The organism is Bacillus sp. PSXD-155, from assembly GCF_049310765.1.
GTDB lineage: Bacteria > Bacillota > Bacilli > Bacillales > Bacillaceae_G > Bacillus_A > Bacillus_A cereus.
In genome coordinates, this window is the sequence record NZ_JBMOWC010000003.1 from 340,499 (window position 1) to 362,045 (window position 21,547).

Genomic DNA, 21,547 nt, shown 5'->3' on the forward strand with positions numbered 1-21,547 from the left:
GGAGGAATAAAAGTGAGTATTTTAAGTGCAAAAAATTTAGAAACAAGTTATGAAAAGCTTACAGTGTTTCGCGATTTAAATGTGGAAATACAAGAAGGAAAAGTAACGACAATTATAGGTCCAAACGGTTGCGGTAAATCGACATTGTTAAAAACAATGGGAAGAATTTTAAAACAAAAAAGCGGTAAAGTATATTTGCAAGGACAGGATTTACATACAATTCCAACGAAAGAAATTGCGAAGCAGTTAGCTTTACTCCCGCAAACTCCAATTGCACCAGGTGAGCTTAAAGTGGAAGAATTAATTTCTTATGGACGCTATCCACATCGAAATAACGTAAATAAGTTAACGACAAAAGATAAAGAAATGATTGATTGGGCATTAGATATAACGAAAACTTCTGAATTTCGAACGAGACAAATTGCAAATTTATCAGGTGGTCAAAGACAAAAGGTATGGCTAGCGATGGCATTAGCACAAGAGACAGAAGTGTTGCTATTAGATGAGCCAACTACATACCTTGATATGTCTCATCAATTAGATGTATTACAAATTGTGGAGAAGTTAAATAAAGAACATAATTGTACGGTTGTTATGGTATTACATGATATTAACCATGCAGCAAGATTTTCAGATGAAATTATTGCAATGAAGGAAGGAGAAATTGTTACAACTGGTAGCCCGGAAGAAATCATTACAAATGAAGTGTTAAAAGAAGTATTTCATATTGATGCACGTGTCATGATTGATCCGTATAACGGGGCTCCTGTTTGTTTCGGTTATGATAGCGTTGTATCTCAAGAAGAAAAAATCGAAATATATGTAACAAGTTAAAAAAGGGGGGATAGGGTGAATACTACAGTTGAAAAACAGCAGATTATAACATCTAATACAGAGCAGTGGAAAATGTATTCAAAATTAGAAGGTAAGGAATATCAAATTCATATTTCAAAGCCGAGGCAACCAGCACCGGATTCAGGATATCCTGTCATTTACGTATTAGATGGCAATGCCTTTTTTCAAACATTTCATGAAGCAGTTAAAATACAATCAGTAAGAGCGGAAAAAACCGGTGTTTCACCAGCTATTATAGTAGGAGTGGGTTATCCAATTGAAGGCGCATTTTCAGGGGAAGAAAGGTGCTATGATTTTACGCCTAGCGTAATTTCAAAAGATGCCCCTTTAAAACCAGACGGTAAACCGTGGCCTAAAACAGGAGGAGCACATAATTTCTTTACTTTTATTGAAGAAGAACTGAAACCACAAATTGAAAAGAATTTTGAGATTGATAAAGGTAAGCAAACTTTATTTGGGCATTCGTTAGGTGGCCTATTCGCTTTGCATATACTATTTACAAACTTGAATGCTTTTCAAAATTACTTTATTAGTAGTCCATCTATATGGTGGAATAATAAATCCGTTCTTAAAAAAGAAGAGAACCTTATAATTGAATTAAACAATGCTAAGTTTGAAACAGGAGTGTTCCTTACAGTTGGATCACTTGAACGAGAGCATATGGTTGTAGGTGCAAATGAATTATCAGAGCGCCTTCTCCAAGTAAACCACGATAAACTTAAATTTAAGTTTTATGAAGCTGAAGGGGAGAATCATGCATCTGTTGTGCCGACGTCTTTAAGTAAAGGATTGAGGTTTATTAGTTACGTATAGGAAAAAAGGTTATGGATAAAACATTCCATAACCTTTTTTAATATGTAGAATTGTCCTTTTCGAAAGTTTTGTTTCAACTTTTCGTCTAAAGAGACAAAAAGTTGTCACACATCGGTCACAATTAGCATAAACATAAAATAGACGAAATGAACTTATTTCCAAAAAGGCTTGGTTTATTTCAATCATGATTCGTAGAGTTGAAAAAGCATGGATTAAAAGTTCACTATATTCCCAAGGAGGTAGATCGTATGAAAACTATTCTTGCTATCGCTGGACTTATTTGGGTTCTATCGCATGGCATTCCAATTTATGAAGGAGAACAAATTCGCAGTGCTCTAAATAAAAATTTTAATGAATATCATATCATTGATCGGCAAGATAATGTTGTGACAGTTCGAGTAAATGACTGTTTTCATACGGTAACCGTTGAAGGAACTTCAGTAGTGAATGATACAAAAGTATGTGATCAGCAATAATTATATATGGAAAGAAAAATTCTTGGATTAAATATCTGAAAATTTAAATTTAAACATTATAGACGAAGAATAAGCGGGGGCGGGTAATCCCCGCTTATTCTTGTTTCACTTTATTGAATTTTGATGAGAGATATAATGATTTTTTTGGCAAAAAGGAAAGGGTATACTGAAAATTGAGATTAAGAAGCTAATGAGTTGTTAAGAATAATCATAAAGTGTAAATATACTCTTATGGGGTATCATGCGTAGATATTTAATGCTATAATTGGTATACTCATAAAAAACAATTGTTTTATTGGATGAAGAGAAACTTTAAGAAGGTGATAATATGGATCATAAAGAGCATGAAGCAGTAACACATAGATCAGAAAAAGAAAAAGAACAGATTATAAATAGATTAAAGAGAATTGAAGGACAGGTCCGCGGTATTCAAAACATGATTGAAAATGATCGTTATTGCGTAGATATTTTAGTGCAAATTTCAGCGATTAATGCAGCAATGAAAAAAGTAGGGATGGGCGTTCTCAAAAATCATACGAGTCATTGTGTTTCAGGAGCTATTAAAAATGGAAATGGTGACGAAGCAATTGAAGAATTAATGACAGTATTTGAACGTTTTTCAAAAGCGTAAAAACAAGCTAGTATTTAACTGGCTTGTTTTTTTGTTTACCCTCATATTGGATTTTGGTGTATTGTAGTGAAAAAGTGTGTGTAAAATAAACTTTTAGAAAATAATTGAAAAATCATGATACAAAACCATTGATTACCTTAGGGGGGTATGGTAAGATGTAATTGTGATTAACAAACAATGAATAAACAAGAGGAGGATTTTAAATGGAACAGTTAACATTACAAGTTGAAGGTATGTCTTGTGGACATTGTGTAAATGCTATCGAAAGCAGTGTGAAAGAGCTAAACGGTGTTGAACAAGTGAAGGTTCAATTAGCAGAAGGAACTGTTGAAGTTACTATCGACTCGTCTGCTGTAACATTAAAAGATATCGTTGCTGTAATCGAAGATCAAGGATACGATGTTCAATAATTATTTTTAGATATGGAAATAAATCGTACTTTAAATGAAGTACGATTTATTTTGCTAATAATTATACCTCATAAGGGTATATAGAGGTGAGAGGCATGAATGAAAAAAAAGAGGCCAATCTTCAAATATCAGGAATGACATGTGCGGCATGTGCAAATAGAATTGAAAAAGGTCTAAAAAAAGTAGAAGGTGTTCATGAGGCAAATGTAAATTTTGCGCTTGAAAAAACAAAAATAATGTACGATCCAACTAAAACAAATCCGCAACAATTTAAAGAAAAAGTTGAATCATTAGGATATGGAATTGTAAGTGATAAAGCTGAATTTACTGTTTCAGGAATGACATGTGCAGCATGTGCAAATAGAGTTGAAAAGCGTTTAAATAAGTTAGATGGTGTGAACAAGGCGACAGTAAATTTTGCTTTAGAATCAGCCACAGTAGACTTTAACCCTGATGAAGTTAATGTAAATGAAATGAAGAGCGCGATTACGAAGCTAGGATATAAATTAGAAGTGAAACCAGATGATCAAGATGCATCAACTGATCATCGATTACAAGAAATTGAAAGACAAAAGAAGAAGTTTATTATTTCGTTTATTTTATCTTTCCCATTATTATGGGCAATGGTTAGTCATTTCTCATTTACGTCATTTATTTATTTACCAGATATGTTAATGAACCCTTGGGTGCAACTAGCACTTGCAACTCCTGTTCAATTTATCATTGGTGGACAGTTTTATGTTGGGGCTTATAAAGCGTTACGCAATAAAAGTGCTAATATGGATGTCCTCGTGGCACTTGGAACGTCGGCCGCGTATTTCTATAGTGTATATTTAAGTATTCAATCTATTGGTTCTTCGGAACATATGACAGATTTATATTTTGAAACGAGTGCGGTACTTATTACATTAATTATTTTAGGTAAATTATTTGAAGCGAAAGCAAAAGGGCGCTCATCAGAAGCAATTAAAAAATTGATGGGTTTACAAGCGAAGACAGCTACAGTTGTGCGAGATGGAACAGAAATAAAAATTTTGATTGAAGAAGTAGTAGCTGGTGATATCGTCTATGTAAAGCCTGGTGAAAAAATACCAGTAGATGGTGAGATTGTAGAAGGAAAATCAGCGATTGATGAATCGATGTTAACGGGTGAAAGTATTCCTGTTGATAAGTCAATTGGGGATGTAGTAATAGGTTCGACAATAAATAAAAATGGTTTTTTAAAAGTGAAAGCAACTAAAGTAGGCAGAGATACTGCATTAGCTCAAATCATTAAAGTAGTAGAAGAGGCACAAGGTTCAAAAGCTCCTATTCAAAGGGTAGCGGATCAAATTTCAGGTATTTTTGTACCGGTTGTAGTTGTGATTGCGATTATCACATTTGCAGTATGGATGATATTTGTTACACCTGGTGATTTTGGCGGAGCACTTGAGAAAATGATAGCAGTACTTGTTATCGCTTGTCCATGTGCATTAGGTCTTGCAACGCCTACATCTATCATGGCAGGATCAGGAAGATCGGCTGAGTATGGTATTTTATTTAAAGGTGGAGAGCATTTAGAAGCAACGCACCGATTAGATACAGTTATTCTAGATAAAACAGGTACTGTGACAAACGGAAAGCCTGTGTTAACAGATATAATTGTAGCAGATGGATTCCATGAAGAAGAAATACTACGTTTAGTAGGTGCGGCAGAAAAAAATTCTGAACACCCACTTGCAGAAGCGATTGTAGAAGGAATTAAAGAAAAGAAAATTGATATTCCAGGTTCAGAAACGTTTGAAGCGATTCCTGGATTCGGTATCGAATCAGTCGTAGAAGGAAAACAATTATTAATTGGCACACGTCGATTAATGAAGAAATTCAATATTGATATTGAAGAAGTTTCAAAATCAATGGAAGAGCTAGAACGAGAAGGAAAAACAGCAATGCTTATTGCAATCGATAAAGAATATGCTGGTATAGTTGCCGTTGCAGATACTGTGAAAGATACTTCAAAAGCAGCTATCGCAAGACTGAAAAAAATGGGTCTAGACGTTGTGATGATTACAGGAGATAATACACAAACTGCTCAGGCGATTGCAAAGCAAGTTGGTATTGATCACGTAATTGCAGAAGTATTGCCAGAAGGAAAAGCAGAAGAAGTGAAAAAACTGCAAGCAAATGGTAAGAAAGTAGCGATGGTTGGAGATGGGATAAATGATGCTCCTGCTCTTGCTACAGCGAACATTGGTATGGCAATTGGAACGGGAACGGATGTAGCGATGGAAGCAGCGGATATAACGTTAATCCGCGGTGATTTAAATAGTATTGCTGATGCGATCTTTATGAGTAAAATGACGATAAGAAATATTAAACAAAATTTATTCTGGGCATTAGCTTATAACGCGTTAGGAATTCCAATTGCGGCATTAGGCTTCTTAGCCCCTTGGGTTGCTGGAGCAGCGATGGCATTTAGTTCTGTATCCGTTGTATTAAATGCATTACGATTACAAAGAGTTAAATTAAAATCTTAAAAAGCTACATTAAGTAATTGAATAGAATTAAAAAACAATACTTTGAATAAGTATTGTTTTTTTGTTCGTATAGAAATTAAAACGATATAATAAAGAAGAATTATTGAATCGTATGTAGTAGAAAAGTTAAGAGGTAGTTTGGTAAGGAGACTTATATATGTTAAAAGATATTATAGTTAGAACATTTCAGAAAGAAGATTTAAATCGAGTATTACAATTGTTCTATGAAACAGTTCATACGGTTAATGCAAAAGATTATAATGAGTTACAGCTACAGGCATGGGCACCAGATCGACTAGATAGAGAAAGCTGGTTAAAGTCTTTAGAAAAGAATATTAGTTATGTAGCGGATCATAACGGTGTGATAGTCGGATTTGGAGATTATAATGAGGATCATTACGTAGATCGTTTATTTACACATAAATATTATCAAGGGAAAAGGATAGCCTCATCCATATTACAGAAGTTAGAAAAAGAAGCAGTGAACCTAGGGCATAGGGAAATCTATACAGAAGCGAGTATTACAGCAAAACCTTTCTTTGAAAGTAAAGGTTTTATTTGCATAAAGGAACAAAAGAAACAGCATAATGGTCAGATTTTTATTAATTATGTTATGAAAAAAATATCCTTCTCATAAATGAGAAGGATATTTTTCATTATTTTACAGCTTCTTTTAGTTCTTTACCAGCTTTGAAAGCAGGTACTTTAGAAGCTGCGATTTGCATTTCTTCACCAGTTTGTGGGTTACGGCCTGTACGAGCAGCTCTTTCACGAACTTCGAATGTACCGAATCCGATAAGTTGTACTTTTTCACCAGCAGCTAAAGTGTTAGTGATTGATTCTACTACAGTTTGTACAACTACAGTAGCTTCTTTTTGAGAAATCTCAGCATTTTGTGCTACGTTTTTAATTAATTCTGTTTTGTTCATGTTTTTCACCTCATATGTAAATAATGCTATTTAAGTTGTTATTATAACGTATAAAACATTCGAGAACAAGTGTACGTACATATATTCGCAAAAAAAATGAAATTTGTAATATTTTTTAGGACATTTTATAGACATTCCATTTAAGCGGACAGAGATTTGTTCTTCATTTCAGTCTTCTCTTGATGAGAAGGTAGTTTCTTATTATAAGATATGAAGTAAGGTAGTGCTACAAATAACATACCTCCTACTAAATTTCCAAAGAAAACAAAAATAAAGTTTGGAAAATATTCAGCCCAAGTGAAATGACCGGCAAAAATTGCGGCTGGGATGACAAACATATTTGCTACAACGTGTTGAAATCCAATCGCAACAAAAGTCATAACTGGGAACCAAATACCGATAATCTTTCCGATAAATTCTTTACTTCCCATACTGAGCCAAACAGCTAAACAAACGAGCCAATTACATCCGATTGCAGAAATAAATGCTTGCAATGGTGTATCTTGTAGTTTCGCTTGAGCGATAGAAATAGTTTTCGCTAAAAAAGCTCCTTCAGTTAAGCCGACGATATGACCGAAAAAATAGGCTACGAATACAGCTCCTATGAAATTGCTAAATGTAACAATAACTAAATTTCGTATGAAATAAAATAAAGTAATTTTCTTTTGGAGCCAGGCCATAGAAACTGTCATCATGTTACCAGTTACTAGTTCGCCGCCTGCAAGAATAACGAGAATGAGACCAACAGGGAATACAGCAGCGCCTAGAAAACTAGAAAATGATCCCCAATATTTTGGCATTGTCCCAATAACATGAATATCGAGTAAATACCCTAATGCGATAAAAGCGCCACCAAAAAAACCAAGAATTAGCATAGGGAGCAATGATAAATGAGCTTTTTTCCTTCCTGAATTCGCAGCAAGTTCCGTAATTTCTTCTGGTGTAAATACAGACATGAATAACCCCTCCGTAATAAAATGATGGAATGAATAGAAAAAATTTCAAAAATCTATGTATTATAAAAATATGTTATGACTTCTGTATAAAATTGTCAAAGTGAATAGAGAGGGAATTACATATTGATAACATTGTTCATGTTGTGACATGAATGTAACAATAAGGATTTAAAGTGTTTCTAGAGGTGAAAACATGAATACGAATTATGTAAAAAAAGAACGAAAAAAATCAATCGTAAAGATATTTATTATTAGTTTTATAAGTATATTAATGATACCAGTAAGTTTGTATTATTATGCGACAGAAATAGAACGAAAACTAGTAACAGTTACGTGGAATGAAATAGAAGCTTCTACAATTCCTAAAGAGTTTAATAATAAAAAAATATTGCAGTTTTCAGATGTACATTTAGGGCCAGAGTTTACATTGAAGCAACTTGAACATTTGGTGGAGAAGATGAATGAAATACATCCAGATATCGTAGTTTTTACTGGAGATTTAATAGATAAATTTGGGTCTTATAGTGCGGAAAGAGAAGAAGCAAAGGCTATTTTGCAGAAAATTTACGCGCCCTTAGGGAAATATGCTGTGTTTGGGAATCATGATAGGGGCGGGGGCGGTAGTTTATTTTACAAAAAATATATGGAGGAAGCTGGTTTTTCTGTATTAGTAAATGAAGTGCAGAAAATTAAAGTGGAAAACGGCAAATATATTACAATATCAGGTTTAGATGATTTTCTATTAGGGAAGCCACAAATAGATTCAACTTTAAAAAACTTGAAACAAAATGATTTCAACATGTTATTAGTACATGAGCCGGATGTTGTAACCAAAATAAATCGTTACCCAATGGATCTTCAACTGTCAGGACATAGTCACGGAGGACAAGTCCAAATTCCTTTTGTAGGTCCATTAATTACTACCAAACTAGCTGAGAATTATGTTGAAGGTATGTATGAAGTAGAGGGGAAGAGTAAGCTGTTATATTTATATGTAAATCGTGGCATTGGGACTACTAGGATGCCTGTTAGATTTTGGAGTGTACCTGAACTTTCAGTTTTTGTGTTGAAGCAAAATAGTAACTAATGTATTCAATTCCACATCATCATTCTCAATTTGATTTTGATGAACGAGAGGTGGTAATTTGTGGTAAATAAAAACAACAATAGGTCCTATAACCTATTGTTGTTTTTTATTATTTTTGCAAGGAAAGACCATCAAAATATGTTCTATAGTTACTAGAGAATTCAAAGTTGTTTTTTGCATCCCAATTAATAGACCAAGACATTAGGCCGCGGAATGCAGGATAGCCACTCTGGTTAGAAAGTTTATACTTTCCTCCGAACGGAACTCCTTTAATGATATAATTTAAAGCTTTTTTCATTTCAGTTGGCGAAATGTATCCACCACTTGGAGCTGCCGCTGGTGCTGCTGGAAGCCCAATCATAACTTGATCTGAGCGAAGAGCTGGGAAAATGTTATTTGGATTACCACCTACAGGAAAACCATGTAAGAGCATATCTGCCATAGCGACTTCGTAGTCTGCAGTACCTTGATTGTAGTTATTACCGTCCATTCCAACCCCGCTGCCAGCGTTGTAGTGTTGAACGTGAATGTATGTTAGTTTATCTTTCACTCCGTAAATAATTGGTAAATATGCACCCCAGATACTTCCGTATGCGCTATAACCGCCTTGAACATAAGCTGTTTCAGGAGCCATGCTTAATAGAAAATCTGGACCATAATGATCTGAGATTGTTCGAATAGCTGATATAAGATTTACGATTTGGGGAGTAGTTGGGTTTTTGAAATTAATGTCATTTCCGTTTAAGTAAATACCTGATTCAAGGTCAATATCTATTCCATCAAAACCGTATTTATCGATTAGAGATTGTATGGAATTAATAAAACGTTGCTTAGCGGCATTGTCAGGAAGTAAAACGACTCCATTTTGTCCTCCTATTGAAAGAACTACTTTCTTTCCTTTACTTTTTAAATAAGAAATATCTGATTTGAAGTCTGCATCTGTACCATACACAGGAGAAAATTCAACAGTGGAACGATCACCACCAGTTTCACCAAAAGATACATTGATTACATCCCATTTTGGTGAAACGTCTTTTAATTTAATAATGCCAGTACCGTTATCAAAGTTATGCCAGTATCCAACGAGTAATTTTGAACCTAAATTGTTTGCTGCTTGTGTTTGGAAAGGGGATAGCGGTAGTAGTAAGAACAGTACTAAAATACAACAAAAAAATTTGAACTTGTTTAACATATCAACACTCCTATACAAAAAGTTGTCTAGATGTATAATCTTGTTTGTTTAATAATATCTGAAAATTCTTTCTTTTGTAAGAGGACTATAATTTTCTCAACAATTGTGTGTGGGAAAGTATTAAACCTAATGAAATAATTTTTGAAGGAGATTGAATTGCAATTGTTAAATTCAGAATATTTTGATATATTTTAACGTATAGAACAAAATCTTTCGCACAGTACTCTTACATAAATTTCAAAATTTAGTTTGGAAGGGGATGTACAAGAGTTGGATAAAAATCTAAAGAAAGATCTCAAAATACGCCACATTACAATGATCTCAATTGGCGGCGTAATAGGGGCTGGTTTGTTTGTTGGAAGTGGTGCCGTTGTACATTCGGCAGGACCTGGTTCTATCGTTTCATATGCATTAGCAGGACTTCTAGTCATTTTCGTCATGAGAATGCTAGGAGAAATGGCAGCTGTAAATCCGACAAGTGGTTCATTTGCAACGTATGCAAGAGAAGCAATTGGTCCATGGGCGGGTTATACAATAGGCTGGTTATACTGGTTTTTCTGGGTAATTGTTATTGCAATAGAAGCCACAGCAGGTGCTGGTATTATCCAATATTGGATTCCACAAATACCGCTATGGTTATTAAGTTTAATATTAACAATTTTATTAACGCTGACGAACGTTTTTTCGGTGAAATCATTTGGAGAGTTTGAATATTGGTTTTCTTTTATTAAAGTAATAAGTATTGTTTTGTTCCTTTGTCTAGGTCTTGCTGTTATTTTAGGATTTGTTCCAGGAACAGAAGCACCCGGCACTTCGAATTTAATTGGACAAGGTGGGTTTATGCCAAACGGTATAAGTTCGGTCTTGCTTGGAATTACTGTTGTTATATTTTCATTTATGGGATCAGAGATTGTAGCAGTAGCGGCTGGTGAATCTGCAGAACCTGTAAAAGCAGTAAAAACAGCAACAAACAGTGTGATTTGGCGTATTCTTGTATTTTTTATTGGGTCTATAGCGGTAGTTGTTACGCTACTGCCATGGAATTCAGCTAACATATTAAAAAGTCCATTTGTAGCTGTACTTGAACATATAGGAATACCAGCGGCAGCACAAATTATGAATTTTATCGTTTTAACAGCTGTACTTTCTTGCTTAAATTCAGGCTTATATACAAATTCAAGAATGCTTTTTTCAATGGCAGAAAGAAGAGATGCGCCAAAGTCATTTTTAAAATTGAACAGTAGTGGTGTTCCTGTTCGAGCGGTTTTATTTGGAACGGTCTTCGCTTATATTGGAGTTGTTTTTAGTTACATTTCTCCAGATAAAGTCTTTTTGTTTTTAGTGAATGCATCTGGCGGGATTGCGTTACTAGTTTATCTCGTTATTGCAGTTTCGCATTTAAAGATGCGTAAAAAAATGGGGAAAGTAGAACAAAAAAATTTGAAAGTGAAAATGTGGCTTTTTCCGTATGTAACGTATGTTACAATTGCTGCTATTATAGCAGTTTTAGTTGCGATGTTCGCAATTGATACTTTACGTTCACAAGCACTTTTAACAATGTTTGTTACAGTTCTTATCATACTTTCTTATTTTATTTTTAATAGAAATAAAAATAGCACAGTTTTGAATCCTAAAAGTAAGAATGAGGAATCTGTTCGATTCTAATTTTCTTATTTTCGAAGAGAGTTACACCCAGTCATTGCTATAAAAGAATCATATATAATCATAGAAACAAGTAATTACTATTGTCATAGTGGATATAAACTTTTTTCTTGACTTTTTATACGAAGGCGAGCAAAATGGTAAAAAAGGAAGGGGGGATGATGATGGAAGAGTACGTATTAGAGCTGTATAACCTGTTATATACGACAGAATGGCAAGATATTGTTTCGTTTCTAGGAATAGTATTTTGCATGAAAATTGTAATTGTATATATGGAAGAGCAAGGTATGTTCTATTCCTTCTCATCTCCGTTCGATGTGCAGCGCGAGCCGTTGCTAAACTATGCCAATGTGAATTACGAACAATTTCCTTTTGTAGTTTTCTTTATGATTCGATTTATTACAGCAATTGTAAAGAAGAAGGAAAGTGATGATGAAGAGTGCCACGCAACTTGTAAGGTAGCTAACGTTTTTTAAGCTAAATACAAGGAGGAGATTTATATGTGGTTTCGATTTCTTATGATTGGTTTCTTTTCATTAACAGCAATTTCATTAATGGGATATCAAGTGTCTGAAATTTTTCAAGCATATAGCGATACATTTTTTAACAAAAATTAATCGCGTTGCTATTTGAATAATAAAGCGATAAAATCCTTCTTAAGAAGTTTTATTAAGAAGGATTTTTTTCTTTGTTTTGTCTTGCTGTGTCAAACTATTGTCACATTTACACTGTGAATAATATGTTAAAATAGTGAGGTTACGTATACATACTTGAAGGAAGAGGGAGTGACCATTTTGGTGGATCAATCAACAAATCAGAAAAGCTATGCTCCTATTGTGATAACGCTTTCTGTAATTGTAAATGCGATTATTTTATTTTTGTTCTTTGGACCTGTTGGCTATGAAGGAGAAGTACATTTTGATGTAACGATTTTACCAATGTTAAACGCGATTTTTAATAGCTTTACGTTCGTATTTTTATTAGCAGCGTTATTCTCTATTATTAAAAAGAATGTGAAAATGCATCGTGGTTTCATCCTTGCAGCATTTACGACAACTTTACTATTTTGTGTGTCGTATTTATCGTATCATTACTTAGCACCGGCAACACATTTTGGCGGAGAAGGATTCATTAAATATGTGTATTTCATCATTTTAATTACACATATTATCCTAGCAGCAATTATCGTACCACTTGCATTGTTTGCACTTGTATTTGGTTTTACAAATCAATTAACACGTCACCGTAAAATTGTACGTTGGACAATGCCAATTTGGTTATATGTAAGTTTATCTGGTGTTATTGTGTACTTAATGATCTCACCTTATTATCAATAAAAGTCTCAGCCTTTAGGCTGGGGCTTTTTTGTTAAGCAAATCTTTTTGTGAAATGAAAAAAATATGGTATACAAAAGTATAGTTGCTTTTCAAATAGAAGGGATGGTAAAGAAATATGCAAAATTTTGTATTTCGTAATCCAACGAAACTTATTTTCGGTAAAGATCAATTAGAACAGTTAAAAACTGAAATTCCACAGTTTGGTAAGAAGGTTCTTCTCGTATATGGAGGAGGCAGTATTAAAAGAAACGGTATTTATGATAATGTGATTTCTATTTTAAAGGATATTAATGCAGAAGTATTTGAATTGACGGGTGTTGAACCGAATCCTCGTGTATCAACTGTAAAGAAAGGGATTCAAATTTGTAAAGATAATGGAGTCGAATTTATTTTAGCAGTTGGTGGAGGAAGTGTAATCGACTGTACGAAAGCGATTGCTGCTGGTAGTAAATATGATGGAGATGTATGGGATATTGTAACGAAAAAAGCATTTGCTAGTGAGGCATTACCATTTGGTACTGTACTTACTCTTGCTGCGACAGGTTCTGAAATGAATGCAGGCTCGGTAATTACAAATTGGGAAACGAATGAAAAGTATGGATGGGGAAGCCCAGTTACATTCCCGCAGTTTTCAATTTTAGATCCAGTTCATACTGCATCTGTGCCGAGAGATCAAACGATTTATGGTATGGTAGATATTATGTCACATGTATTAGAACAATATTTCCATCATGGAACGAATACAGAACTACAAGATCGTTATTGTGAATCTGTTTTAAAAACAGTAATTGAGACAGCTCCCAAGCTTTTAAGTGATTTAGAAAATTATGAACATAGGGAAACAATTTTATATTGCGGAACGATGGCGTTAAATGGTATTTTAGCAATGGGAGTAAGAGGTGACTGGGCAACTCATAATATTGAACATGCAGTTTCTGCTGTTCATGATATACCGCATGGAGGCGGCTTAGCAATTCTATTCCCTAACTGGATGAAGCATGTCGTAGATGAAAATGTAAGTCGTTTTAAACAGTTCGCTATTCGTGTATTTGAAATAGAAACAGATGGAAAAACAGATAAAGAAGTGGCGTTAGAAGGAATTGAGGCACTGCGTCAATTTTGGACTTCAATTGAAGCGCCAGCAACATTAGCTGATTACGGTATTGGAGAAAATGAAATTGATATAATGGCTAATAAAGCGATGGCGTATGGTGAATTTGGTAACTTTAAAAAATTAAATAAAGATGATGTTCTAAGTATATATAAAGCTTCTTTATAAGTGAATTTAGAAAAGAAACCTATTTGATTGTTTGATCGAATAGGTTTCTTTTTTTGCTTTTTATAAACGTTTATGAATGTTTGTGATTATTTTTGATTGTTTATGGTTGATTTTTGTGACCGTTTTCATTATACTGTAATCAAAGAAGAGGTGAATAAAATGTTAACTCCTGAACGTCATCAAATGATATTGCAACTTGTAAAAGAAAAGAAAGTTGTAAAATTACAGCAATTAGTTGAAAGAACAGAAAGCTCTGAGTCGACAATTCGCCGTGATTTAGCACAATTGGAAAAGCAAAGGTTATTAAAAAGAGTTCATGGTGGTGCCGCTGTTTTAACAGGAAAAGGGCAAGAACCAACGATGGTTGAAAAATCATCCAAAAACATTCAAATAAAACAACAAATTGCTAATTATGCAGCTAGCGTTGTTGAACAAGGTGATTGTATTTATTTAGATGCGGGGAGTACAACATTTGAAATGATTCCATTTTTAATCAATAAAGATGTTACTGTCGTTACGAATGGACTTATGCATATTGAAGCTTTAGTTGAAAATAATATTCGTGCGTATTTACTAGGCGGAATGATGAAGAGTAGGACGAAAGCTTTAATCGGTGCTATGGCACAGGAAAGTATGCAGAAGTATCGCTTTGATAAATGTTTTTTAGGTGCAAATGGTGTACATGAACAGCTTGGCTTTACAACGCCAGATCCAGAAGAAGCGCTCCTAAAACAAATGGCACTAACATTAGCAAACGAAGGATATTTCTTAATTGATGAAAGTAAGTTTTCAGAAGTTGCGTTTGCGAAAATTGCAAATGTTGAAGATGCAAATATTATTACAAACCATTTAGAAATTGATTTAGAAAAATATAAAAAACAAACCAATGTAATTGAGGCTGATAAACAATGATCTATACAGTTACTTTAAACCCATCTATTGATTATGTAGTGCAAGTTCCTTCTTTTGATTTAGGAACAATAAATCGAGCGGAGAAAGATATGAAGTTTCCTGGAGGAAAAGGAATTAATGTTTCTCGTGTTCTTCAGCGTTTAGGTGTTAAAAATATAGCACTTGGATTTACTGGTGGATTTACTGGTCAATTTATTAAAGAGGTATTACATGACGAAGGTGTAACAACAAACTTCGTCCAAGTAGATGAAGATACTCGCATTAATGTGAAAATAAAAGGGAAAGAAGAAACAGAATTAAATGGCCAAGGTCCTATTGTAACAAAAGAGCAGTTCGAACAGTTAATGAAAAAAATTGAGAGTATGCAACCTGGAGATTGTGTTGTACTCGCTGGGAGTGTACCAGTCTCTATTCCAAGTACCTTTTACGAATCAATCGCTGCGTTTGGAGCTGAAAAAGGTATTCGTGTAGTAGTAGATGCAAGTGGAAGTGCACTGCAACATGTAATTAAAAATAAGCCATTTTTAATTAAGCCAAACCACCATGAACTTGGTGAGTTGTTTGGAGTGGAGCTTTCAACAGTAGAAGACATTTTACCTTATGGAAGAAAATTAATTGAACAAGGTGTAAAACACGTTATCGTATCGATGGCTGGAGAGGGAGCTTTATTATTTACGGCAGAAGGTATATATGAAGCGACTGTTCCAAAAGGTGTTGTAATTAATTCAGTTGGGGCCGGAGATTCTCTTGTTGCAGGGTTTGTAGGCAAATATGAACAGACAAAAGATATTGAAAAGGCATTTCAATACGGCGTTGCAACAGGGAGTGCAACAGCATTTTCAGCTGATTTATGTAAGAAGGAAAAAGTAGAAGAATTATTGTCGCAAGTAATTGTAGCTAAGCGATAGGGGGAAGCAACATATGAAAATTACAGAACTATTAAAAAGGGATACAGTCATTATGGATTTGACAGCTTCAAATAAAGAAGCTGTCATAGATGAATTAGTTGAGAAATTAAACGGGGCAAATCGTTTAAATAGTAAAACGGAATTTAAAGAAGCTATTTTAAAGCGGGAGTCCCAAAGTACGACTGGAATAGGGGAAGGTATTGCAATACCTCATGCGAAGACAAAGGCTGTTAAACAACCATCGATTTGTTTTGGTAGAAGTGTAAGCGGTATCAATTATGAGTCGCTTGATGGACAACCGGCATACTTATTCTTTATGATTGCTGCAAGTGAAGGAGCGAATAATACTCATTTAGAAACGTTGTCTCGTTTATCGACATTATTAATGGATGAAGGGTTTCGCAAGCAACTATTAGAAGCGAAGGATGAAAGTGAGCTTCTTCAACTATTTGATGAAAAAGAGAATGAAAAAGAAGAAGAGATTGAAGTCGCAAAACCAGAAGGAAATGAACCGTACGTACTTGCTGTTACAGCTTGCCCAACTGGAATCGCTCACACATATATGGCGGCGGATAGCTTAAAAGCAAAAGCGGCAGAGTTAGGAATAGCGATTAAAGTTGAAACGAACGGATCAACAGGTATTAAAAACGGTTTAACGAAAGAGGATATTGAACGTGCAACAGCTATTATTGTTGCGGCAGATAAACAAGTAGAAATGAATCGTTTTGCTGGTAAACATGTCATTCAAGTGCCAGTTGCTGATGGGATTAGAAAAACGGAAAATCTGCTTAAACGAGCTGTCAAACAAGATGCACCAATCTTTAAAGGTGTAAAAGAGGATGGGAAAACAGAAAGTATTGAGAGAGAAAAAGGATTAGGAATTTATAAGCATTTAATGAGCGGTGTAAGTAATATGCTTCCATTCGTTGTTGGTGGCGGGATTTTAATAGCGCTAGCATTTTCGTTTGGTGGTATAAAGGCGGAAGGTCCTTTAGCTGAATTGTTCATGTCAATTGGTGGAGGAAAAACAGGTGCATTTTTATTCCTTGTACCAATTTTAGCTGGATTTATTGCAAGCTCTATTGCTGATCGTCCTGGTTTTATGCCTGGTGTTGTAGGTGGATTTTTAGCGGCGAATGCGAATGCTGGATTTTTAGGTGGATTAATTGCTGGTTTCTTAGCTGGATATGTTGTTTTAGGGTTAAAAAGATTATTTTCAGGACTACCAGTACAATTAGAAGGAATTAAACCTGTTTTGTTATATCCAGTCTTTGGATTATTGATTACAGGAGTTGTAATGCAAAAAGTAGTAATTCCGCCTGTAGTAGCATTAAATGAAATGTTGACAGGGTGGTTAAATGGTTTAAATGGTACGAATGCTATATTACTAGGTCTTATTTTAGGTGGTATGATGGCAATTGATATGGGTGGTCCAATTAATAAAGCGGCATTTACGTTTGGTATTGCTGCAATAGAAGCACAGAATTTTGGAGTGCACTCAGCAGTTATGGCTGGTGGTATGGTACCGCCACTTGCGATTGCATTCGCAACTACATTCTTTAAATCAAAGTTTACAGAAGCGGAACGTAAATCTGGTTTAACAAATTATATTATGGGAGCATCGTTCATTACAGAAGGTGCGATTCCGTTTGCAGCTGCAGATCCGGTTCGAGTAATCGTAAGTTGTGTTGTTGGTTCAAGTATTGCAGGTGCGTTATCTATGTTATTCCAAATTACATTACCGGCACCGCATGGTGGATTATTTGTAATAGCGTTAGTAAATAAACCGTTACTATATATTTTCTCTATATTAATTGGAACAATTGTCTCGGCTATTATGCTAGGTGTTTGGAAAAAGAAAGTTCAATAACAAATAAAAAGAGAGTAGCTTTTAGTAGCTGCTCTCTTTTTATTACAAAAAAATAAGTTAACAATGGAATATTGATGTTTTTTGGTAAAAGATGTAACGAATTGTGAATTTTTTGTAACAAAAAAGTAACACTGTAATTTTTTCTGGAAAAAAGTTCTTGTGCTCGTATATGAAAAATATATGAAAACCCCTGGAGATTGTATGAGAAATACATTTTATTAATATGGAAATTTATGTTACAACTCGTTAATTGTATATTACGAATGCTTTGTAATTGTGTGATTTCTAAAAATTCTAAAAATCTGTTGCTATAATGAAAATACGAAAACAAAGCAAATGGAGGCTATTCATGAAAAAATTATTAAGTATAGCAACAGCAGCAGTTTTTGGTCTTGGGATTTTTGCGGGTTCTGCTAAAGCGGAAACAATTGTAACAACAGACGTATTAAATGTTAGAGAAAACCCAAATGTAGAGTCAAAGCTTGTAGGTAAAGTGTTAAGTGGGAATACACTAGATGTTATAAATACAGAGAATGGATGGACAAAAATTAAGTTAAACGGTAAGGAAGCGTTTGTAAGTGCTGATTTTACAAAGAGCACATATTATGTAACGGCGGGCGTATTAAATGTTCGTGCTGGAGCGAATACTGATTCTGAAATTTTAGGTAAACTTAATAAAAATGATGTGATTGAAACGACGAATCAAGTTCAAAATGAATGGTTACAATTCGACTACAATGGAAAAGTCGGATATGTTCACGTGCCATTTTTAACAGGAACGGCACCTGTAATTGAAAAGAAAGAGGTTGTAGCTCAAGAAGAAGCGCCGGTTAAAAATAATACAGCAGTTAAGAATAAAGAGTCTGTTAAGAGTAACGATTCTATTAAGAATGTAGAATCAAGTAAACCTGTGGTAAAAGAAAAGCCGGCTGCAAAACCAGTTGCGAAATCTACTGAAACAAGTGCGCCTACTGGTGGTCGTGAAATTACAGTAGAAGCGACGGCATATACAGCAGATCCGAGTGAGAATGGTTCGTATGGTGGTCGTGTATTAACTGCAATGGGGCATGATTTAACAGCAAATCCAAATATGAAAGTAATTGCTGTTGATCCGAAAGTAATTCCGCTTGGATCAAAAGTATGGGTAGAAGGATATGGAGAAGCGATTGCTGGAGACACTGGTGGTGCGATTAAAGGAAATCGTATTGATGTATTAGTCGGTTCAGATGGTAGTGCTAATAGCTGGGGGCGCAAATCTGTAAAAGTGAAAGTTATACAATAGGTTATCGATATTAATATAAAAAGCGGTTGCTTGAAATTATGTAAGCAGCCGCTTTTTATGGATTATTGAAAGGGATAAATAGTTTTACCTGTAATAATTTTATATGCACTGCAAAATTGTGTTTGTATATATTCTGTATTTTTATTTTCTGGATGTGATGTTGTTTCATGGAGAGTAGAATGAAAAGCCCGTAGTAAACAATTTAGGGCGAAGTATAATTCCTCTTGTGAACAATTTTGTTCTTTTGTAGAAGTAGCTAAAATGAGGTCTTTTGTCAAAGATGAAAAATTGATGGTGGATTGTTTCATAGTTAACTCATCCTCTCGAAACTATTTTTATCATGTATATGCAGAATTGGACAAACTATGTTCTTTTTTATATGTAATTTCATGTACCGAAATGAAAGAACTTGCAATCATGCCGTTAAAATTGGTAAGATTGGGTATAATCAATAGATGGAGTATATTACATAAAGAGAGTTGAATGCTATGGGAGAAGTGCAACGTGAAAAAGTTGCTGTCATCATTGGACCAACAGCTGTTGGAAAGACGAAGTTAAGTATCGATCTTGCCAAAGCGTTGAACGGTGAAATTATTAGTGGTGATTCCATGCAAATCTATCGAACGATGGATATTGGAACTGCAAAGGTAACACAAGCAGAGATGGACGGAATTCCACATTATATGGTCGATATAAAAAATCCGGAAGATTCATTTTCTGTCGCGGAATTTCAAGAACGTGTTCGCAAACATATTCGAGAAATTACAGAACGTGGTAAATTACCAATTATAGTTGGTGGGACCGGTCTTTATATACAATCTGTTTTATTCGATTATCAGTTTACAGATGATGCTGGTGATGTGATATACCGAGAGCAAATGGAAAAGTTAGCTTTAGAACGCGGTGTGGAATATGTACATAAAAAATTGCAAGAAGTAGATCCGGAAAGTGCGGAGCGTATTCATGCAAATAATGTACGACGTGTCATTCGGGCGTTAGAAATTTTCCACACGACGGGTGAAAAAATGAGTGACCAAATTGAGAAACAAGAAAAAGAGTTACTCTATGATGTTTCATTAATTGGCTTGACAATGGATCGAGAAATGCTATACGATCGCATTAACTTACGAGTGGATTTGATGATGGAACAAGGCCTATTAGAGGAAGTAGAAGGTCTGTATAATAGAGGGATACGAGATTGTCAATCTATTCAAGCAATTGGATATAAAGAAATCTATGATTATTTTGAGAATCGAGCCCCTTTAGAAGATGCGGTATCACAATTAAAGACGAATTCGCGTCGTTATGCAAAGCGTCAATTAACGTGGTTCCGTAATAAAATGGATGTCACGTGGTTTGATGTTACAGACGGTGAAAAAACGTCAGAAATTTTACGATACATAGAAGGAAAGTTACAAGTAAAGTCGAATAATAGTAAGTAGAGAAAAAGAGGAGGATTCGACATGAAGCAATCAATCAATATTCAAGATCAGTTTTTAAATCAACTCCGTAAAGAAAATACGTTTGTTACGCTGTACTTATTAAATGGTTTCCAGCTTCGTGGACTAATTAAAGGATTTGATAATTTTACAGTCCTGCTGGAAACAGAAGGTAAGCAACAGCTTATTTATAAACATGCAATTTCTACATTTGTACCACAAAAAAATGTTTCAATTGAATTAGAATAGTAATGAATTATTGTACATAACAAAAAAAGAGCGAGTTTTGAACTGCACCCCAATTGTTAGACACAGTCTAACAATTGGAGGTGCAGTTTTTCTATGGCTAAATTTACAGCTGATGAAAAAATACAAATCGTTCTACGTTATTTGAACGGAAATGAAAGTTATCGAGAAATGGGTAGATCGCTCGGTATAAGTGACACAATCATTTTGAATTGGGTAAACCAATATAAACAGAATGGTCTGGAAGCTTTTCTAAAACGATGTACAAATTACACACAACAATTTAAACTAGACGTACTAAACTTTATGATTGAAAACGGTATGTCCTTATTTGAGACGGCAGCTATCTTTAATATTCCTGCCCCTTCAACGATTTCTGTTTGGAAAAAACAGCTCGAAACACAAGGAATTGATGCCCTTCAATCTAAGAAAAAGGGGCGTCCATCCATGAAAAAAGATTCAAATAAACAATTAAAACAACCTTTAGCTGAAGGGTCAGTCGAAGTACTTGAAGCACGCATTAAACAGCTTGAGATGGAAAATGAGTACTTAAAAAAGTTAAATGCCTTAGTTCAAAACAAGGAAAAATCACAAAACAAGACAAAGCGCAAGTAGTCTATGAATTAAGGCATAAATATTCGGTCAAGGCACTCGTGGAGCTAGCTACTATTCCTCGAAGCACGTATTATGATTTAGTAAAGAAAATGAATCGTCCAGATGTAGATGCCGATTTGAAAGCTGAGATTA

The 21,547-nt window shown here is 34.6% G+C and carries 22 protein-coding genes and 1 pseudogene; 19 read left to right on the forward strand and 4 right to left on the reverse strand.

What is annotated here, in order from left to right:
* Nucleotides 1-12: 12 nt before the first annotated feature.
* From ACO6VI_RS04505 to ACO6VI_RS04535, 7 genes are all read left to right on the forward strand, one after another.
* On the forward strand, nt 13-834 hold the full coding sequence (locus ACO6VI_RS04505; protein WP_000025764.1) for an ABC transporter ATP-binding protein: 822 nt from the start codon (nt 13-15) through the stop codon (nt 832-834).
* A 15-nt stretch (nt 835-849) separates the two neighbouring features.
* Nucleotides 850-1,668 carry an alpha/beta hydrolase gene (locus ACO6VI_RS04510; protein ID WP_063548415.1) on the forward strand — a complete coding sequence of 273 codons (819 nt, stop codon included), beginning with the start codon at nt 850-852 and terminating at the stop codon, nt 1,666-1,668.
* Nucleotides 1,669-1,916: 248 nt separating this feature from the next.
* On the forward strand, nt 1,917-2,144 hold the full coding sequence (locus ACO6VI_RS04515; RefSeq protein ID WP_000849103.1) for a hypothetical protein: 228 nt from the start codon (nt 1,917-1,919) through the stop codon (nt 2,142-2,144).
* A 328-nt stretch (nt 2,145-2,472) separates the two neighbouring features.
* Nucleotides 2,473-2,775: a metal-sensing transcriptional repressor gene (locus ACO6VI_RS04520; protein WP_000349637.1), complete on the forward strand. Its 303-nt coding sequence runs from the start codon at nt 2,473-2,475 to the stop codon at nt 2,773-2,775.
* A 203-nt stretch (nt 2,776-2,978) separates the two neighbouring features.
* Nucleotides 2,979-3,185: a copper chaperone CopZ gene (gene copZ, locus ACO6VI_RS04525; protein WP_000436973.1), complete on the forward strand. Its 207-nt coding sequence runs from the start codon at nt 2,979-2,981 to the stop codon at nt 3,183-3,185.
* 95 nt (nt 3,186-3,280) lie between these two features.
* A complete protein-coding gene (locus tag ACO6VI_RS04530) occupies nt 3,281-5,701 on the forward strand; it encodes a heavy metal translocating P-type ATPase (protein ID WP_088019829.1) in 2,421 nt (806 codons plus the stop codon).
* A gap of 157 nt (nt 5,702-5,858) precedes the next feature.
* Nucleotides 5,859-6,338 carry a GNAT family N-acetyltransferase gene (locus ACO6VI_RS04535; protein ID WP_078994042.1) on the forward strand — a complete coding sequence of 160 codons (480 nt, stop codon included), beginning with the start codon at nt 5,859-5,861 and terminating at the stop codon, nt 6,336-6,338.
* Between the two features lie 19 nt (nt 6,339-6,357).
* Here the strand turns inward: ACO6VI_RS04535 and ACO6VI_RS04540 are convergent, their stop codons facing one another.
* Nucleotides 6,358-6,630, reverse strand: coding sequence for an HU family DNA-binding protein (locus ACO6VI_RS04540; protein ID WP_001043904.1), 273 nt, complete (start codon nt 6,628-6,630; stop codon nt 6,358-6,360).
* Nucleotides 6,631-6,770: 140 nt separating this feature from the next.
* Nucleotides 6,771-7,586, reverse strand: coding sequence for a formate/nitrite transporter family protein (locus ACO6VI_RS04545; protein ID WP_000110542.1), 816 nt, complete (start codon nt 7,584-7,586; stop codon nt 6,771-6,773).
* 193 nt (nt 7,587-7,779) lie between these two features.
* Between ACO6VI_RS04545 and ACO6VI_RS04550 the strand changes: the two genes are divergently transcribed.
* Complete coding sequence (locus ACO6VI_RS04550; protein ID WP_023522802.1) at nt 7,780-8,673, forward strand: metallophosphoesterase; 894 nt, start codon at nt 7,780-7,782, stop codon at nt 8,671-8,673.
* Between the two features lie 109 nt (nt 8,674-8,782).
* Here ACO6VI_RS04550 and ACO6VI_RS04555 read toward each other — a convergent pair whose 3' ends face one another.
* Nucleotides 8,783-9,865, reverse strand: a complete 1,083-nt coding sequence (locus ACO6VI_RS04555) for a chitinase (protein ID WP_023522801.1) — start codon at nt 9,863-9,865, stop codon at nt 8,783-8,785.
* Nucleotides 9,866-10,135: 270 nt separating this feature from the next.
* Between ACO6VI_RS04555 and gabP the strand changes: the two genes are divergently transcribed.
* From gabP to entD, 8 genes are all read left to right on the forward strand, one after another.
* The gene (gabP, locus tag ACO6VI_RS04560; protein WP_078994044.1) at nt 10,136-11,530 is read left to right on the forward strand and encodes a GABA permease; all 1,395 of its coding nucleotides are present in this window, start codon (nt 10,136-10,138) and stop codon (nt 11,528-11,530) included.
* Nucleotides 11,531-11,664: 134 nt separating this feature from the next.
* Nucleotides 11,665-12,003: a hypothetical protein gene (locus ACO6VI_RS04565; protein ID WP_003271231.1), complete on the forward strand. Its 339-nt coding sequence runs from the start codon at nt 11,665-11,667 to the stop codon at nt 12,001-12,003.
* Between the two features lie 318 nt (nt 12,004-12,321).
* The gene (locus tag ACO6VI_RS04570; protein WP_000228315.1) at nt 12,322-12,864 is read left to right on the forward strand and encodes a DUF420 domain-containing protein; all 543 of its coding nucleotides are present in this window, start codon (nt 12,322-12,324) and stop codon (nt 12,862-12,864) included.
* A 115-nt stretch (nt 12,865-12,979) separates the two neighbouring features.
* On the forward strand, nt 12,980-14,143 hold the full coding sequence (locus ACO6VI_RS04575; RefSeq protein ID WP_001179068.1) for an iron-containing alcohol dehydrogenase: 1,164 nt from the start codon (nt 12,980-12,982) through the stop codon (nt 14,141-14,143).
* Nucleotides 14,144-14,302: 159 nt separating this feature from the next.
* Entirely contained in the window at nt 14,303-15,055 is a 753-nt protein-coding gene (locus ACO6VI_RS04580) for a DeoR/GlpR family DNA-binding transcription regulator (protein WP_088019827.1), read from the forward strand.
* Nucleotides 15,052-15,963, forward strand: coding sequence for a 1-phosphofructokinase (pfkB, locus tag ACO6VI_RS04585; RefSeq protein WP_023522800.1), 912 nt, complete (start codon nt 15,052-15,054; stop codon nt 15,961-15,963). The genes ACO6VI_RS04580 and pfkB overlap by 4 nt, the downstream gene beginning before the upstream one ends.
* Before the next feature lie 13 nt (nt 15,964-15,976).
* Nucleotides 15,977-17,833, forward strand: coding sequence for a PTS fructose transporter subunit IIABC (locus ACO6VI_RS04590; protein WP_063548405.1), 1,857 nt, complete (start codon nt 15,977-15,979; stop codon nt 17,831-17,833).
* A 349-nt stretch (nt 17,834-18,182) separates the two neighbouring features.
* On the forward strand, nt 18,183-19,115 hold the full coding sequence (gene entD, locus ACO6VI_RS04595; RefSeq protein ID WP_023522798.1) for a cell wall-binding protein EntD: 933 nt from the start codon (nt 18,183-18,185) through the stop codon (nt 19,113-19,115).
* Nucleotides 19,116-19,177: 62 nt separating this feature from the next.
* Here the strand turns inward: entD and ACO6VI_RS04600 are convergent, their stop codons facing one another.
* Nucleotides 19,178-19,423 (reverse strand): hypothetical protein, encoded by a 246-nt coding sequence (locus tag ACO6VI_RS04600; RefSeq protein ID WP_000814431.1) that lies wholly within the window; start codon nt 19,421-19,423, stop codon nt 19,178-19,180.
* A 180-nt stretch (nt 19,424-19,603) separates the two neighbouring features.
* On the opposite strand from ACO6VI_RS04600, the gene miaA reads away from it, so the two are divergent.
* The 3 genes and pseudogenes from miaA to ACO6VI_RS04615 form a co-directional block, all read left to right on the forward strand.
* Nucleotides 19,604-20,557: a tRNA (adenosine(37)-N6)-dimethylallyltransferase MiaA gene (gene miaA / locus ACO6VI_RS04605; protein ID WP_000504953.1), complete on the forward strand. Its 954-nt coding sequence runs from the start codon at nt 19,604-19,606 to the stop codon at nt 20,555-20,557.
* Nucleotides 20,558-20,578: 21 nt separating this feature from the next.
* Entirely contained in the window at nt 20,579-20,803 is a 225-nt protein-coding gene (gene hfq, locus ACO6VI_RS04610; RefSeq protein ID WP_000813896.1) for an RNA chaperone Hfq, read from the forward strand.
* Nucleotides 20,804-20,896: 93 nt separating this feature from the next.
* Nucleotides 20,897-21,547: pseudogene (locus tag ACO6VI_RS04615) on the forward strand (helix-turn-helix domain-containing protein); the annotation flags it as partial.

Excerpts from the sequence above, each read along its gene's own strand:
- ACO6VI_RS04515 (WP_000849103.1), top strand. The coding sequence starts at position 1,917 with ATGAAAACTATTCTTGCTATCGCTGGACTTATTTGGGTTCTATCGCAT.
- ACO6VI_RS04520 (WP_000349637.1), top strand. The coding sequence starts at position 2,473 with ATGGATCATAAAGAGCATGAAGCAGTAACACATAGATCAGAAAAAGAA.
- copZ (WP_000436973.1), top strand. The coding sequence starts at position 2,979 with ATGGAACAGTTAACATTACAAGTTGAAGGTATGTCTTGTGGACATTGT.
- ACO6VI_RS04530 (WP_088019829.1), top strand. The coding sequence starts at position 3,281 with ATGAATGAAAAAAAAGAGGCCAATCTTCAAATATCAGGAATGACATGT.
- ACO6VI_RS04535 (WP_078994042.1), top strand. The coding sequence starts at position 5,859 with ATGTTAAAAGATATTATAGTTAGAACATTTCAGAAAGAAGATTTAAAT.
- ACO6VI_RS04540 (WP_001043904.1), bottom strand. The coding sequence starts at position 6,630 with ATGAACAAAACAGAATTAATTAAAAACGTAGCACAAAATGCTGAGATT.
- ACO6VI_RS04545 (WP_000110542.1), bottom strand. The coding sequence starts at position 7,586 with ATGTCTGTATTTACACCAGAAGAAATTACGGAACTTGCTGCGAATTCA.
- ACO6VI_RS04550 (WP_023522802.1), top strand. The coding sequence starts at position 7,780 with ATGAATACGAATTATGTAAAAAAAGAACGAAAAAAATCAATCGTAAAG.
- ACO6VI_RS04555 (WP_023522801.1), bottom strand. The coding sequence starts at position 9,865 with ATGTTAAACAAGTTCAAATTTTTTTGTTGTATTTTAGTACTGTTCTTA.
- ACO6VI_RS04565 (WP_003271231.1), top strand. The coding sequence starts at position 11,665 with ATGGTAAAAAAGGAAGGGGGGATGATGATGGAAGAGTACGTATTAGAG.
- ACO6VI_RS04575 (WP_001179068.1), top strand. The coding sequence starts at position 12,980 with ATGCAAAATTTTGTATTTCGTAATCCAACGAAACTTATTTTCGGTAAA.
- ACO6VI_RS04580 (WP_088019827.1), top strand. The coding sequence starts at position 14,303 with ATGTTAACTCCTGAACGTCATCAAATGATATTGCAACTTGTAAAAGAA.
- pfkB (WP_023522800.1), top strand. The coding sequence starts at position 15,052 with ATGATCTATACAGTTACTTTAAACCCATCTATTGATTATGTAGTGCAA.
- ACO6VI_RS04590 (WP_063548405.1), top strand. The coding sequence starts at position 15,977 with ATGAAAATTACAGAACTATTAAAAAGGGATACAGTCATTATGGATTTG.
- entD (WP_023522798.1), top strand. The coding sequence starts at position 18,183 with ATGAAAAAATTATTAAGTATAGCAACAGCAGCAGTTTTTGGTCTTGGG.
- ACO6VI_RS04600 (WP_000814431.1), bottom strand. The coding sequence starts at position 19,423 with ATGAAACAATCCACCATCAATTTTTCATCTTTGACAAAAGACCTCATT.
- miaA (WP_000504953.1), top strand. The coding sequence starts at position 19,604 with ATGGGAGAAGTGCAACGTGAAAAAGTTGCTGTCATCATTGGACCAACA.
- hfq (WP_000813896.1), top strand. The coding sequence starts at position 20,579 with ATGAAGCAATCAATCAATATTCAAGATCAGTTTTTAAATCAACTCCGT.